The organism is Acaryochloris marina MBIC11017 (assembly GCF_000018105.1).
GTDB classification, from domain to species: domain Bacteria; phylum Cyanobacteriota; class Cyanobacteriia; order Thermosynechococcales; family Thermosynechococcaceae; genus Acaryochloris; species Acaryochloris marina.
In genome coordinates, this window is the sequence record NC_009925.1 from 3,785,146 (window position 1) to 3,799,992 (window position 14,847).

Annotated in this window: 12 protein-coding genes; 2 read left to right on the forward strand and 10 right to left on the reverse strand. The window is 51.4% G+C overall.

Features of this window, described 5'->3' with window-relative positions; genetic code table 11:
• Nucleotides 1–27 precede the first annotated feature (27 nt).
• From AM1_RS16930 to AM1_RS16955, 6 genes are all read right to left on the reverse strand, one after another.
• Complete coding sequence (locus AM1_RS16930; RefSeq protein ID WP_238548997.1) at nucleotides 28–678, reverse strand: hypothetical protein; 651 nt, start codon at nucleotides 676–678, stop codon at nucleotides 28–30.
• Entirely contained in the window at nucleotides 675–1,403 is a 729-nt protein-coding gene (locus AM1_RS16935; protein ID WP_012164100.1) for an SIR2 family NAD-dependent protein deacylase, read from the reverse strand. The genes AM1_RS16930 and AM1_RS16935 overlap by 4 nt, the downstream gene beginning before the upstream one ends.
• Before the next feature lie 61 nt (nucleotides 1,404–1,464).
• Entirely contained in the window at nucleotides 1,465–2,118 is a 654-nt protein-coding gene (locus AM1_RS16940; protein WP_012164101.1) for a DUF6348 family protein, read from the reverse strand.
• 68 nt (nucleotides 2,119–2,186) lie between these two features.
• On the reverse strand, nucleotides 2,187–2,636 hold the full coding sequence (gene ndk, locus AM1_RS16945; RefSeq protein ID WP_012164102.1) for a nucleoside-diphosphate kinase: 450 nt from the start codon (nucleotides 2,634–2,636) through the stop codon (nucleotides 2,187–2,189).
• A 115-nt stretch (nucleotides 2,637–2,751) separates the two neighbouring features.
• Complete coding sequence (locus AM1_RS16950) at nucleotides 2,752–3,423, reverse strand: phosphatase PAP2 family protein (protein WP_012164103.1); 672 nt, start codon at nucleotides 3,421–3,423, stop codon at nucleotides 2,752–2,754.
• Nucleotides 3,424–3,528: 105 nt separating this feature from the next.
• The gene (locus tag AM1_RS16955; protein ID WP_012164104.1) at nucleotides 3,529–3,921 is read right to left on the reverse strand and encodes a DUF2237 family protein; all 393 of its coding nucleotides are present in this window, start codon (nucleotides 3,919–3,921) and stop codon (nucleotides 3,529–3,531) included.
• 547 nt (nucleotides 3,922–4,468) lie between these two features.
• Here AM1_RS16955 and AM1_RS16965 point away from each other — a divergent pair.
• Nucleotides 4,469–6,082, forward strand: coding sequence for an SUMF1/EgtB/PvdO family nonheme iron enzyme (locus AM1_RS16965; protein ID WP_041659917.1), 1,614 nt, complete (start codon nucleotides 4,469–4,471; stop codon nucleotides 6,080–6,082).
• A gap of 120 nt (nucleotides 6,083–6,202) precedes the next feature.
• Complete coding sequence (locus AM1_RS16970; protein ID WP_012164107.1) at nucleotides 6,203–7,822, forward strand: SUMF1/EgtB/PvdO family nonheme iron enzyme; 1,620 nt, start codon at nucleotides 6,203–6,205, stop codon at nucleotides 7,820–7,822.
• A gap of 22 nt (nucleotides 7,823–7,844) precedes the next feature.
• Here AM1_RS16970 and AM1_RS16975 read toward each other — a convergent pair whose 3' ends face one another.
• The 4 genes from AM1_RS16975 to AM1_RS16990 all read right to left on the reverse strand — a co-directional run bounded on the left by AM1_RS16975 (nucleotide 7,845) and on the right by AM1_RS16990 (nucleotide 14,812).
• Nucleotides 7,845–11,312 carry a hybrid sensor histidine kinase/response regulator gene (locus tag AM1_RS16975; RefSeq protein WP_012164108.1) on the reverse strand — a complete coding sequence of 1,156 codons (3,468 nt, stop codon included), beginning with the start codon at nucleotides 11,310–11,312 and terminating at the stop codon, nucleotides 7,845–7,847.
• An 89-nt stretch (nucleotides 11,313–11,401) separates the two neighbouring features.
• The gene (locus AM1_RS16980) at nucleotides 11,402–13,810 is read right to left on the reverse strand and encodes a methyl-accepting chemotaxis protein (protein WP_041659918.1); all 2,409 of its coding nucleotides are present in this window, start codon (nucleotides 13,808–13,810) and stop codon (nucleotides 11,402–11,404) included.
• A 72-nt stretch (nucleotides 13,811–13,882) separates the two neighbouring features.
• The gene (locus AM1_RS16985) at nucleotides 13,883–14,446 is read right to left on the reverse strand and encodes a chemotaxis protein CheW (protein WP_012164110.1); all 564 of its coding nucleotides are present in this window, start codon (nucleotides 14,444–14,446) and stop codon (nucleotides 13,883–13,885) included.
• Entirely contained in the window at nucleotides 14,447–14,812 is a 366-nt protein-coding gene (locus AM1_RS16990) for a response regulator transcription factor (RefSeq protein WP_012164111.1), read from the reverse strand. It abuts the gene before it with no gap.
• Nucleotides 14,813–14,847 lie beyond the last annotated feature (35 nt).

Sequence of the window (14,847 nt, forward strand, 5' to 3'; positions counted from 1 at the left end):
TTATTGGGCTTTGATGGTCAATCAGCGCTACCCTTGCTGGTGGCGATAATTGACGAGCAGATATCCCAGAATTTGGAGGCCGCCTCCCACTAGACCAACTCCCAGAATAAGGGGCAATGAGCTGGAGAGGGTCAGCCACCAACCATCCGAAATTAAGATATCTTCCTGGCGTTGGCCACTGGGACGATAGGTGATACGCCTCGGCCACTCCTTCAGCCTGTAGCGATATGGGCCGACAGCAGTCGTTTGCGGTCTAGAGGTCTGGCAAAAACCTGGGAGTGGTTGATCGTCAACCCAGACAAATTTCCCTTGCTGTAGTTTGTAGAACGGTTTTTTGGAATAGGGGGTGACTAAAAGTATTGGATGCTCTCCCCCACCACAAAGTGTCAGCTCTCCCTTAATGGAAGGAGTGGCAATGCTGGTTTGAAAGGTGCCGTTGGTATCGAAGATTTGGATACGCCCTAATACCTGAGAGAACACATATAGGTGCTTTGGGTGGTTGGTATTGGGGAGTGCGATCGCAGATGCCCCCACCAACGGAGCAGGTTGAGTGAGTGGTGTTCGCTGAATTAGAATCCCTTGGGCGATACAGAAAGCCATCAGGCCAATCAACCCCCAGCTACACACCCACATCACCCTTAAAAGCTGGTTTTTCGGTATCCGCTTTGGAATTCTCATTTGAGTAGTGTGGGGAGGATCTCTTCTGCTGCCCCTACAATGACCTCGTGAAAATAAGGATTGGGCTCAGAGGGGGCTTCCAGATTAATCAGGATCGTGTGGGCTCCAACATAATCGGCTGAGCGAACAAAACTAGCGGCAGGCTGCACCGTGCCAGAGGTGCCAATCGCTAGAAATAAATCACAATCTCGAAGGGCCTTTTTGCTTTGCCAGGATGCATCTAGGGGAATGGGTTCCTCGAATAAGACAACATTGGGTAACTGATGGGCATGGCAGACGGAGCATTGAGGCATCTGATCGGCATGGGTGGCTTGATCTGCAAAGACAGGGGCATCGCAGGCAGAATTTGAACAGCGGGTCTCTAGGAGCGATCCATGCAGTTCCACAACGTTTTGGCTGCCTGCCCGTTGGTGTAGTCCATCAATATTTTGCGTGATCAGGGTGAATTGTTGAGATGGGGTCAAATTTTGTTCGAGATCCGCCAGGGCTTGGTGAGCCGCATTGGGAGCCGCTGACGCCACAACTTTACGCATAGCCCCCAAAGTTTGCCAAATAAAACCAGGATTATTTTGCCCAGCCTCGGCATTGAGCTGATCAGCCGAAATTTCGTTCCAGACCCCGTTTGGTCCCCGAAAAGGACGAATCCCTGAGGCAACAGAAATCCCGGCACCAGTCAGAATAACAATGCGTGAGTAGGCCGCTAAATTTAGTTCCGTCAAGGGCATCCTCTTGCTTTATCTCTAGGATGCCCAGCAGCATAAAACCCAGTTATCGCGAGGATAACGATTAGCTTGCAGTATTGGAAACCTCTTTTTTCAGGATTAGAAAATTTCTCACACTATAGTAGCCATCGCATTTTTCCCAGGGGATGTCCTTTAGAGCCGCTTCACCCTGGGGCCAGGGCTGGTTATCCATTAAGGCCTCGAAGACTTGCTGAGCACTAATATGACAATAAAAAGTCCGAAACCAATGTACGTCTGCAGACAGAGGAGACTGCTCAATGGCAGATTCGATGGCGGTAAACGCTGACTTGGGGACGGGCATATCAATGCCTTGGGAGGCCCGTCGCGAAAAGTTGCCGATATAGACAGTCCAGGTGCTACCCGCTAGGGACCAGCGCTTCGTCGTCACTTGCTCTGGATCGTTTTTGCCATAAAAACTCGCTAATAGTACGGGAAAAGAACCCAGCAAAAAATTTTGTACGCCATCCATGATGGCGTTGTTACCGTCCCCTAGGCCAGCACAGCGATCAATTAGTAAGCGGCCATCAGGCAATAAAACTTCGATATCTAGGCACCCTGCTCCTCCTTTCTTCGGGGGATGCCAAATACCGCGAATGCCTGGGGCTTGACCATAGGGCAACACCCAACCCTCGACTACGGCACAGGGAATATTGTGGGCTTTAAAGAGGCGAATTAAAACATCTGCAAGGGTTGCCATGCAAATACCATAAGTTTTGAGCTAGACCGAACACTCACCTCTAGACCAGAGATGAGTGCAAGGCGGAGTTATTCGTAGATCCAGGAGGTTAAAGTGGGAGACCAATCGGCTAGTTCTTCTGACTTAAACCACAGGCTAATTTCGCGCTGGGCTGTTTCGACGGCGTCCGATCCATGAATGATATTGCGGCCAATATCGATACCAAAATCGCCGCGAATGGTTCCTGGCTCAGAGCCAAGGGGATTGGTGGCACCAATGATTTTCCGAGCTGCAGCTACAACGCCTTTGCCTTCCCAAACCATGGCTACTACGGGACCAGAGGTGATGAAATCTACCAGGCCACTAAAGAAAGGCTTTTCTTTATGCTCGCCGTAATGTTGTTCTGCTAGCTCGCGGCTGACCACCATCAGCTTCAGACCCACCAACGTAAACCCTTTGGCTTCGTAACGGCTGATAATTTCCCCCACCAGACCTCGCTGGACGCCGTCTGGTTTTACGGCCAAAAATGTTCGTTCCACAGAATTAATACTCCCTTCAGGGTTTACATCCTTATCTATGCTCAGAAAAGATGTGGCATTTGTAAAGGTAGGGAAACCCTCATCAGGGGATATCGCCTAGGGCATCAAAGGAAGGTTAATCGGATGCCGTCTCCCTTGGTCGAGCCAACAGCAGGGACTGGAAGATCAGGCAGACGGCTAACCAAACCAAGCCTGCTGCATAGCCAGCCACCACGTCAGTGGGCCAATGAACGCCAATATAGAGGCGACTAAATCCAATGGTGGCAATCAGACTCGTGCCCACGGCCACCATCAACAACCGGAAGGAGCGAAACTGGCGAATTAAACCGTAGACCAGAACGGCATAGAAAACTAGAGAGACCATGGCATGGCCGCTGGGGAAACTATAGAAGGGCACCTGCAAAATTTGGTCCCAGAGGGCGGGGCGATGACGGGCAAATAGCTCTTTGAGCCAGATATTGAGTCCCAAGGAGCCCCCAATCGCGATCACAAAACCTAGGGCTTCTTGGCGTCGTTTTTGCCACAACAAGATCCCTCCCATCGCCAAGGTGAAGGGGAACAGAATCAGGGGTTCACCAAGATAGGTCACTAGCACCATCAGCCGATCTAAGGTCGGCGTGTGGAAATGGTGAATGGCCAGCAAAATCTGGGTGTCTAGGGTTTCAATTTGGGGAAGAAGAGTTGCGATCGCAACAAACAGACCGAAAGCTAATCCCGTTACCACCATTCCCCAGCGCTGCCAGGGCGAACGGACCGATTGGCTTTGCTGAATCAGCCATTTCAACATAGAGAGATTAAAGCAACGTCAAAGGAGCAGGCAGACGGCCTACAAACTTAACTGTACGTTATATACCTTAACGTCGGTTTAATGGCTGCTTATGAACGGGTTGTCTTAGTCAGCTTTAGCATCGACCGCATATTGTTTGAGATCCTCAAGGGAGACATGCTCCAGGGCCATGGCATGGGTGGCGGCTAACTTCACGGGGGGCGCGACACCTGCTTCTAAAGCTTGTTGCCAGCGAGAGGCACATAAACACCAGCAGTCACCGGGCTTCAGACCAGGGAACCCATAAATGGGAGCTGGACTACTTAAATCATTGCCTTGAGCTTGGGTATAGGCCAAAAACTCAGCGGTAACTTGGGCGCAGACAATATGAGCCCCCATATCTCCGGCGCCAGTATTACACTTTCCATCCCGATAAAATCCCGTCATGGGCGAAGTGCAGCAAATCTGTAAGGGGCCTCCCAGTACATTGGTGGCTTCTGTCTTCATGGCTTTTGTCATTCCCTTTGCTCCAACAGCCTGGCTTAGACAAACCATAGCAGGTCCTCTCTTCTCAGGTAAAAAAGTTCAGGGCCGAGACCTCAAGAAAGAGTGTGGAGATCGTGAATGCATAAAAATCGTAAAATTAGTAGATAAGTTAGTAACGATTTTAGGAAAAAATGAGTTATATACTCTCTTCTATCTTGTGCTTATATGAGGTCTGCAATTAATAGCTTAAAATCGCTATAGTTAAATATCTATATTAGTTCTAGCTTTTTGTCTGTAAATCATGATTTTATTAAAAATTTCTATGAGTTAGTAGAAGAAGGTCGAAATATTCTCTTTATAAAAATATTTATTGTGTTGGATTTTTGGCATATAAGGAATCGATTTGGGCTGGGCTAAAGAATGAATAACTCAGTCTTTGCAGTAGCCGTTAAATATCTGCAGAATGAGTCAAGAAAGACAACGGCAGCGTCAGGGCTCACCCTTGTGAGTTGATCAAGCAAACCGTTTAGGGTACTTGCCCTGAGAGAAGTGATGGAGAAACAGGCATTTGGCAATCGGTATGGGAATGCAGCGCAGACAGTTTTTACGCTTTGGGGGCACAGTCTTGCTGACCCTCGTGGCTTCTCCCAGGTCCTTCGCGAAATCCGTTGATGACATTCGCAAAATCGCCCGACAGATCACCGTCAAAATCCTGACTCAAGGGCCGTCTGGGTCGGGGATCTTGATTCAGAAAAAGGGGCCTATCTATACGGTGCTGACAGCCGCCCATGTGATCAAAAATTCAAATCGTGGGGAAGAAGCCTATGCCATGACGAGTGATGGTGAGAATCACTTGCTGGATACCCAAGCCATGAAGACTGGCTCTAACTTAGATCTTGCGATCGCAACCTTCTACAGCAATAAAACCTATGGCGTGACTGATGTCGGTCAATTTAAAGCCCTCGATATTTTGGATGAAATCTATGTGGGAGGGTATCCCTTAGCGGATCAAGGTATATCCGTCTCGACGATCACGCTGACTCGGGGAGAGGTCGCTTCGATTGGCCCCTTTGAGGATGGCTATGGGTTTTCCTATACTGCGGTAACCAAAGCGGGGATGAGTGGTGGTCCCATCCTCAATCAGGCGGGCCAGCTTATCGGCGTTCATGGTCGAGCAGCAGGACAGCGATTGAAACAGTTTCGGCTCAAGGACGGCCTGAATTTGGGGATTCCCATCGACACCGCCATCGAGGTATTTGGGTTGAAGACCCTCGCCCCAACGGTGGCGCAACCTGACGAACCGGAGCCTCAATCGGCTGAGACGGATCCGCCAGAGGAAGAGCCTTCCAGTCCTTCACCAGATTCCCCTTTGGTGAGCTTCACCTTTGAAGTGCTGGGGGTCAATGACAAAGGCCAGGTGCGTAAACGGATGCAACAGTCGGCCCAATCTTATCGCCAACCCCTGGTGGGTGGAGTGGCCTTGGAGATGGTGGCTATTCCCGGGGGACAGTTCACGATGGGCTCGCCAGTAACCGAAACCCATCGTGAGAAAAACGAAGATCCGAAACATGTTGTGGATGTCCCGGCGTTTTTGATGGGGAAGTATCCCATTACCCAAGCCCAGTGGCAGGCCATTATGGGGGACAATCCCTCTAAGTTTCAGGGGGCCAATCATCCCGTCGATCAAGTTAGCTGGTTTTTAGCGGAAGAGTTTTGCCAGAAACTGTCTTTGGCGACGGGGCAAGACTATCGGCTGCCCAGTGAAGCCGAATGGGAATATGCCGCCCGAGCGGGTACCGATACCCCGTTTCACTTCGGTCAGACCATCACCACCGATCTGGCCAATTATGATGGCAATTACGCCTATGACAAAGGCCCCAAGGGCACCTTCAGAAAAAAGACGGTTCCGGTGGACCAGTTGGCCGGGAATGCCTTTGGGTTGTTCAATATGCATGGTCAGGTTTGGGAATGGTGTCTAGACCATTGGCATGACACCTATGACGGTGCGCCTAGGGATGGTACGGCCTGGGTTGAGCAGGGTGACCCAAAAATGCGCCGAGTGCGGCGAGGCGGATCCTGGTATGACAGTCCCCATGCCTGCCGATCTGCATTTCGCTACCGATCCTATCCCTATGCCTATACGGGGTCTTTTGGTTTGCGCGTGGTTCTGCCTGCCCTAAATCAAACGGTGTAGAGGACTGGCTTTGGGGAGAGAATGCGCTAATATCCGTATCACCCTTCTAATCCGAGACATTCCCAAATAGAGCGGATACAGTAGGAATAAGGGTTTTGCAGCGTATTGATATAGGTTGGAATGGGCATCAAGCGTCGACAGTTTTTGTGGTTCGGGGGGACTGCTGTAATCAGCTTGGCCTCGTCCCAATGGTCTTTCGCCAAATCAGTTCGGGATATTCGCCAAATTGCCCGTCACATTACCGTTCGCATTATGACCCAAGGCCCTTCTGGCTCCGGGGTGTTAATCAAGCGAAATGACAATATCTACACCGTACTGACGGCGGCCCATGTGATCAAAAACTCCAACCGGGGTGAGGAAGCCTATGTGGAAACCTATGACGGTGAAACCCATCTCCTCAATACCCAAATGATGCAGGTGGATGTCAAAGCGGATATTGCGATCGCAACCTTCACTTCCAGCAACAACTATCGCACCACCAACATTGGCAAGTTTAAAGACCTGGGCATTTTGGATGACATTTATGTCGGTGGTTATCCCCTAGCCGATCAGGCCATTTCCGTCTCCACCATGACCCTAACTCGGGGCGAAGTGGCCTCCATTGGTGAATTTGAGGATGGCTATGGGTTTTCCTACACGGCCGTCACCAAGGCAGGCATGAGCGGTGGCCCAGTGTTAGATCGCGAAGGTCGCCTAATTGGGATTCATGGTCGGGCGGCGGGACAGCGCTTACAAGACGTGCGGATTAAAGATGGTTTGAATTTAGGGATTCCGATCTCAACTGCGATCGCAACCTTTGGTCTCGACAATCAGTACCGGCCCCTGACCGCTGAGCAACCGGATACATCTGAACCCCAGACCTCTGAACCCTCTGAACCGGAGTCCACCCAAGCGCCACCGGAGGAGACTCTGCCCGGCCTCTCTCGGTTTGCCTTTGAAGTGGTGGCAGTGAATGCCCAAGGTCAAATCCAAACCCGCAGCCGTCAGTCTGCCCAATATTATCGCCAGCAGCTAAAACAAGATCAGACCCTGGATATGGTCTATATCCCTGGGGGAAAATTTAGTATGGGCTCTCCGGCAACGGAAGCCAATCGTCAAGGCAGTGAAGGTCCCCAACACCTGGTCACAGTTCCCACCTTTTTTATTGGCAAATATCCGATTACCCAAGCCCAATGGCAGGCCGTGATGGGGGAGAATCCGGCCAAGTTTCAGGGGGCAGATCGTCCCGTCGAGCAAGTGAGCTGGCAGGCCGCGACGGAGTTTTGCCAAAAACTATCGGAACTCACGGGCCAGGACTATCGTTTACCCAGCGAAGCAGAATGGGAATATGCTGCTCGTGCCGGGACTAGCGCACCCTTCTGTGTGGGGGCTACCCTGACCACGGACTTAGCCAACTACGACGGCAACTATACCTATGGTCGCGGTCCGCGGGGCACCTTTCGCAAGGCCACAACTCCCGTTGGTCAATTTTCACCCAACCCCTTTGGTCTTTATGACATGCATGGCCAGGTCTGGGAATGGTGTCAAGATCATTGGCATGACACCTACAAAGGGGCACCTGCGGATGGATCGGCCTGGGTGAAGGATACGGATGTGCGATCGCACCGAGTCAGACGAGGAGGATCTTGGTACGACGGTCCCCATGCCTGCCGGTCCGCCTTTCGCTATCGGTCATTACCGAGTAACTATCAAAACTCCTATGGCCTGAGAGTGGTCTGCCAAGAGTTTAAGGATATTTAGCAGCCCAGATGGCCCCAAAGAACTAACCCACTAACTCCGGGGTCTTCTGGTCAATCAATCCTGCTAGGGTATCGAGTAACTCCTGCTCGTTAAAGGGCTTGGAGAAATAAGCCGACGCACCCAAATTCATGGCCACCTTGCGGTGTTTTTCGTGACTGCGAGAGGTCAGCATCACAATCGGCAAGTCTTCAAACTGAAGTTGGCCTTTGACTTCTTCCAGTACGCCATAGCCATCCAAGCGAGGCATTTCAATATCACAAACCACTGCCTGTACAGCTAAGCCGCTTTCCAGTTTGTCCACGGCTTCTTGGCCATCCTTGGCCTGTTCAACCTGATAGCCCGCTTTTTCTAGGGTCAGGGCTAAGAAACGACGGACATTAACAGAGTCATCCACCACCAGGATGGTATTGTCTGAGCTGACGGAGGGCAGAGATTCGATGGGAGGCGTGATGTCGGTTTGTTGTCGTTCCAGGGACCATTTGAGAATGGACAAGGGGTCGAGGATGGGGACCACGCGACCGTCCCCTAAGACAGTAGAACTTACAAATCCGGGGGGCATGGGTAAGGGGCTGGCGATGTCGCGAATGGTTACTTCCTGTTCACCCCAGAACCGTTCAATTTCTAGGCCACCGATCTGGTCATCCTCCCCAACTACGAGAATAGTGGGTTTGTTAATAACCGGAGTCCCGGACATTTCGGAGAATCGGCGGGTTTGATTAAAGGCCCAATGCTGAGCCAAGTTGATGATGGGAATGGAGCGATCTTGCCAGGTCAACGTGTGAGACGCTTCGATCCTTTGAATTTGGTCTGATTGCAATTGCAAAAGTTCGCAAATGCTTTCACTCGGCACCGCAAAGATGAATCCTGAATGCTCGAGCAGCATGACGCGCAAAATTGAGAGGGTATAGGGAACTGAAATGGTGAAGGTGGTGCCTACACTCTGTTCAGTATGGACCTGAATTTCACCTCGGATGTCGCGAAGATTGTTGCGCACAACATCCATGCCGACGCCGCGTCCAGAGATTTCAGTCACTTGGTCCGCTGTACTAAAGCCCGGTTCAAAAATACAGTCTAATAAATCGGCTTCAGAGAGTTGAGAGACTTCCCACTCCGGAATGCCCATGGCCTGCAAACGATCACGGACCTTATCAAGGCGAATCCCTGCACCATCATCGCTCAGGGTAATGACTGTTTGTGCCCCTCGATTACGGGCTTGAATCGTAATCGTGCCTTTTGGCGCTTTGCCAATGGAAGTCCGGCGTTCCTGGCTGCCAATCCCATGATCAAAGGCATTACGAAGTAGATGATTAAGGGCATCTCCTAGGGGGTCCAGTACTGCTCGGTCAATCAGGGTGGCGTCCCCTTCCATCAACAGGTTGACCGGCTTATTAAACTGAACGCTCAAGTCTCGAATCATCCGGGGAAACCGTTTGACGATTTCTCGGAAAGGCACCATCTGGGTGCGGGTGACATTCGTCTGCAATGAGCGGGTGGTTTGGTTAATATCGCGGACCGCCTGACCCATATCCTGTAGGGTCAGTTCAATATCGGAACCCACCTCTTGTAACTGAACAATCGTTTCGATTTGGTCTTGGGCAATCAGGTGCAAGTCCGTATACTGGTCCATTTCTAGGGCATCAAATTGCCCGGATCTGGGCTCAGCCAGTTGTTCGGGTTGAGCGGGAGCGGCTTCTTCGGCAGGGACGATGCCTTCCATAGAGGCGCGGTCGTACCATTGCTGAAGTTGTGTATTGGAGGCTTCTAACTGACGAATCCGCTGTCGAATCAGTTGGGTGTAGGCTTGCAACTGCTCAAAACGCAAATTGACCGTATTCCGATCTAGAATCAACTTCCCAAACAGGGTATTAAATTGCTCCAGTTGTTCCACGGGAACCCGCACCGTTTTACCGCTGAGGGGCTTCACGGGAGCAGCAGAAGGCTGGGCTGCCGTGGTTTGTTCCAAAATTTGAGCCGCACTCTCCAGGGTTAAGGGGAGATCAGCAACTTCTTCTTTGATTGTTGAGTCTGCCGTAGATTCAACCAGATCGGAAGTCACTTCAAAGGCCTGCTGTAGATCCGCTAGCTCCACCGAATCCTGCAGATTGGCGAGGGCATCTGCGTTTAACAAGTCTTCTGGCGCAAAGTCATCAGTAGCGATTTCGGCAGGAAATTCCAGCGCTGGCTCGGGCAACTCGACTGATAAGGCATCGGCTAAGTTGGCGATTGCTGGATCATCTAGAGCAATGTTCTCGAAATTGACCGCTTCTGGTGCTTCAGGACCAGGTAGATTCATGGCTAAATCATCCGCTAGATCAGCGACAGCCGAATCCTCAAGGGCCACATTCTCCAGATTGACCGCTTCTGGTGCTTCAGGACTAGGCAGATCCGTGGCTAAAGCATCCGCTAGATCAGCGACAGCCGGATCATCAAGGGTAATCTCTTCTAGCGCTTCGGCGTTAGGCAGATCGGTGGCTAGGGCATCTGCTAAGTGGGCAACAGCCGGATCATTAAAATCAAGGTCTTCTATGGGGTCCGCTTCTATCGATTCAGGATTAGGTAGATCCGTTCCTAAAGCACCTGCGAGATCGGCGACAGGGGCATCCTCTAGGTTAATCTCTCCTGGCAACTCAATGGTACCAAAGTCAGCTTGCAGAGCTGATAGGTCGACGGAGCCAAGGGCAGTTTCAAAGTCGGCTTCGGGGCTGGAGGCCATCGTTGGCGTAAAGTCCAGCAGTTCATGGGGGAGCTTCTCGAAACTGCGGCGCAGGACCAGCGCATGGGACCGTCGCCAGGTTTTGAGGGCGGCCATTGAGAGTTCAGGAATCTGCTCCGGCACGACCTGGGTCGCCAGTTCCTGGATTGATTGGCAGAGCTGAATAAAAGAGTCTAAATTGGCCATATGGCCGAAGGCCACCAATTCTTCGGCGGTCATCGCGAGTTCAGCCGCTAGTTGAGGGGCTGGCAAGGTGCCAAAATAGCCTTCAATGCGATCGAGAACAGCTTCCACCCCATCCTCAAACATAAGTAACGCTGGATCGATTTCCTCTTCGCCACCACTGAGAAGTGCATTTTCGTCTGCATCTGTTACCTCGCCCAAATGGGTCTGCAGTTGGTCGAAGACGGGGGTGATATGGGCAGCCATCCAGTCAGCATCAATGTCAGCCCCTTGCTGATAGCGATCGCCTACTTGTCGTAAGCAGTCTAAGCCCTGCAACAGGAGGGTTTCTACCTCTGTTGCGATGATTTTGGAGGCATGGTGTACCCGCAGAATCTTGAAAAAATCTTCCAGACGGTGGGCCACTTTACTCAGATCCATCAGCCCCATCATCGCCGCCCCCCCTTTGACAGAGTGGGAGGCTCTGAGCGCTTCATCGAGTTGTTCGGGGTCTGCTGCGTTGGTGGCTAGACCCAGCAAAACGCGTTCAATCTTTTCGTAGCAGTCTTCCGCTTCTTCGAGAAATTTGAACTGGACTTGTTGTTCTTTATCCATAGTGCTGAGGCGATGATAGGTCGCTAATGTCGATGAGGGGCATCCTGTATCTCAATCCAGAGGGCTCGAAAGGCAAGCGCTCGAAGGTTTTAGCTTGCTTCTTCGACCTTAAACTGGGCCACGGCTGCTTCCATCTGCTCGGCCACGGCTGCTGTTTCCTGCATGGATTCGGCCACCTGGGTGGAGGATTCCGCTCGTTGTTCAGATTGGGCTGCCATTTGCTGCATAAGGGTCGTCACCACTTTGGAGGTTTCGGTTTGGGATACGGTGGCGTCAGAAATCGAACGCATCAGGTCGTTAATTTCTTGCGAACGGTTGAGAACAACCGCCAGCTTGTCTTTGGTCGTTTCCACTAGGCGGGTACTATCGACCACCTGGTTGGTGCCGATTTCCATGGCTTCGGTTACTTCTTTGGTCTCGGCTTGAATACCAGCCACAATTTGGGCAATTTCCTTGGTCGCAGCAGCGGACTGTTCCGCCAGAGCACCCACCTGTTCCGCAACCACGGTGAAACCTTGCCCCTGCTCACCGGCCCGGCTGGCCTCTACACTGGCGTTAATGGCTAGGAGATTCGTTTTCAGCGCGATTTCTTCAATCAAAGACACCACCTGGGAAATCTTTTGGGAGGATTCACCCAAACGCTTAATTTTCTTAGCCGTTTCACCCACCGTATTTCGCAGACTGAGAATACTATCCACCGTTTGATCCATGGCATCACTTCCTTCTTGAACCGTGGTGTAGGCTTGGTCAGAAATCAGCGCGGCTTTACCAGCGTTGCTGGCTACATCCTCAATGGAGGTGGACATTTGCTCAATGGAGTCCAGCGTGGAACGGGTTTGCTCGGTTTCTTGGATAGCTTGTTCAGCAAGGGTCTGCATTTCCCCTTTGCTCTCGTTCAGAGACGAACTCACCTTGACCGAAGAGTCTTTTACTTGGGCCGCAATCTCATTGAGGTTATCGATAATGGCGTTGAACAAGTCCGCAACGGTACTCATTTCCATCGAGTTTAAGCTGGCGCGGACGGTTAAGTCGCCATCCACCGCTTCTCCCACTTCATCGAGGAGCTGGTAAATTTCCATTTCCAGTTTGTCGCGGGATTCTCTTTGCTCTTCGGCGGTTTGTTCCGTTTTGTCGAGTAGAGTTTTCACCTCAGACACCATGGTGTTAAAGGTGCGAGCTAGGGCTCGGGTTTCGCGGGTGCCGTCCACTTCCGCTTCGACATCCAAGTTACCGCTAGCGGCTTCGTCAGCAGTATCCGTCAGTTTGGCGAGGGGATTGGAAACGGTCCCGGCTAGCCAGTAAATCACGGCGGTAATAAAACCTGCCAGTAATAGACCCATACCCCCGAACAGAATCAACTGCTGTTGCGCCAAAGCGGCTTCTTCTGCCGTTTCCACGGAGGCAATCGCCACCAGTTTTGTCCCTGGAATAATGGACACGTTAAAGAATCGATCCTTGTAGGTAAAGGAGGCAATCACTAACTTGAATTCTCCTGCTACCTGTTCTTTGGTCTTCAGGTCAGTAATGCCGGGAATATTTCGAATCTGAGCCTTTGTGGCATTCAAATCACCTGCTTCTGCTTCCAGATAATCTTCGATGAGTTTGGCAGCTGCTACCACATCTGCCCCACCTGTCACCTCTTGATTTTGGAGATCACTTCCTTTAGCCGTAATGGTATCTACTACTGCGTTGGTCTCTAGTTTGGGATTCACAATTTGGACAATTTCTGACTCGGTTAGGTTGGGAGACACCAGGGTACTGATGGCTTCGTCTAACGCTTTCGTTGGTATTGCAACTTTCGTCACCCCAATGAAATTACCCGCATCATCTTTAACTTGTTTGGAAAGGGCAATGATGTTTTGATTGGCTGATTCATCGAACTCCGGTTCTTCGATAAATTGCCCTTTCTCTTTGGCCATTTGCCACCAGCGTTCATCATTCTGGACAAAGTCGGAGGTGGGATTGCTATAGCCCACGTTAAATCCATATTTGTCCGTGACGAACACCTCAGCCAACTGACCATTTTTGACGACGCGTTGTAGGTACTCATTCAATTTAGCGTTGGGTTTTAGCAGTTTGGTACTCGCAAACTGCTGTTCCACTACTTCAATAGGCTTCTGGGGCAAGCCTTGGGCCTCAGCTTGTTGGGCGCCAGCTTGGACCGCTTCTAGTAATAATGGGTCACTATCAATAATGTCTGGAAATTTCAGGGCGTCTTTTAAGAAAATGGCGCTGGCTTCACTAGACAGCAAGCTCACCTCTTCCAACTGCAACAGGGCTTTTTCCTTGAGCTGGGCTTCTGTTTGCACGTAACCGATCACACTGGCAATGGCCACCGGGGCCAAGGCTACGGGCAAAACGGTGGTTAATAGTTTTTGGCGCAGGGTGGCAGCCGGTTTGGTGTAGGGGGTGGCTGGGTCAACGTTGAGATCTTGGGCCGCCATGTTGCCGTTGCTGGCCGTGGCGTCTGCTAGGGTCATGTCCTGTTGGGTCGTCATGGTCTTGTGGTGAAAGTAACTAAGGAGTAAAGAAAGCTGCCAACTGGACGTTGACGGGTATGCTGTTGCAGGTTAGGTCGGATATAAAGCCGGTGCTTTGGCCAGGAATGGCGGATAGAAAAGATACAGGGTTTGCTCGTCCTGTTGGCAAGTGGCTGTAACGTAGGGACTTAGGTTTGCCGGACAGGCAGCAATTTCGGTTTGCAGTTGCTCTTCTTGTAAGCGGGTGACCCCTTGAATTTGGGGAACGGCCAGCCCCAAAAGCGCCTCTCCATTTCCCGAGCGTTGATAGTCAGAAGGAGGTACCCGGACAACAATCACGCGGTATCGGCGCTGGCTACCGATGATATCGGGGTATCCCAACAACTGGGGCAGATTGACCACACAGAAGACCTGATCTCGGGAATTCATTAACCCCAGCACCGATCGGGCCATATTAGGGATGAGGGTAATCTGCTCAGCCTCTACAATTAAGGACTCTTGGACATGCTCCATTGAGAGCAAAGCACCGATACCCTCTGCCACCATAAACCGCAGATAGGGTTGTCCGGTGAGCTGGGTGGACTGAAATAACTGGGGTAGCAGCTCTTGCAGTCGTGATAGTGAAGTTGTAGAGGCAGTCGGTTGTTGGGTCATTTATTTCATTGCCGCTCTCAGGGCACTCACGAGTTCTTGCTTGGTGCAGGGTTTTGTGACATAGGCTTCTACCCCTTGCTTGGCAGCCCACATGCGATCGACATCTCGATTCTTAGCGGTACAGGCCACCACGGGAATATCGGCGGTGTCGGGGTTCTTGCGTAGCTTCCGGGCTAGGTCTAACCCGCCCATTTCCGGCATCATCCAATCGGTGACAATGGCGTCGGGCTTGTTCTGACTAACTTTTTCTAGTGCCTCTGTGCCATTGGTGGCCGTGACGATGGTGTAGCCTTCTTCGGTCAGGTATTGACAGAGTAAGTCCAGTTCGGATTGGAGGTCATCGACGACTAAGATTTTGCTGCTCATGGTGTGTCCTTGGGTGGCTAAGTTATGAAACGTAA

Bases quoted from the DNA above. Each gene is read 5' to 3' on its own strand.
- AM1_RS16930 (WP_238548997.1), bottom strand. From the start codon at position 678: ATGAGAATTCCAAAGCGGATACCGAAAAACCAGCTTTTAAGGGTGATG.
- AM1_RS16935 (WP_012164100.1), bottom strand. From the start codon at position 1,403: ATGCCCTTGACGGAACTAAATTTAGCGGCCTACTCACGCATTGTTATT.
- AM1_RS16940 (WP_012164101.1), bottom strand. From the start codon at position 2,118: ATGGCAACCCTTGCAGATGTTTTAATTCGCCTCTTTAAAGCCCACAAT.
- AM1_RS16950 (WP_012164103.1), bottom strand. From the start codon at position 3,423: ATGTTGAAATGGCTGATTCAGCAAAGCCAATCGGTCCGTTCGCCCTGG.
- AM1_RS16955 (WP_012164104.1), bottom strand. From the start codon at position 3,921: ATGACAAAAGCCATGAAGACAGAAGCCACCAATGTACTGGGAGGCCCC.
- AM1_RS16965 (WP_041659917.1), top strand. From the start codon at position 4,469: ATGGGAATGCAGCGCAGACAGTTTTTACGCTTTGGGGGCACAGTCTTG.
- AM1_RS16970 (WP_012164107.1), top strand. From the start codon at position 6,203: ATGGGCATCAAGCGTCGACAGTTTTTGTGGTTCGGGGGGACTGCTGTA.
- AM1_RS16975 (WP_012164108.1), bottom strand. From the start codon at position 11,312: ATGGATAAAGAACAACAAGTCCAGTTCAAATTTCTCGAAGAAGCGGAA.
- AM1_RS16980 (WP_041659918.1), bottom strand. From the start codon at position 13,810: ATGACGACCCAACAGGACATGACCCTAGCAGACGCCACGGCCAGCAAC.
- AM1_RS16985 (WP_012164110.1), bottom strand. From the start codon at position 14,446: ATGACCCAACAACCGACTGCCTCTACAACTTCACTATCACGACTGCAA.
- AM1_RS16990 (WP_012164111.1), bottom strand. From the start codon at position 14,812: ATGAGCAGCAAAATCTTAGTCGTCGATGACCTCCAATCCGAACTGGAC.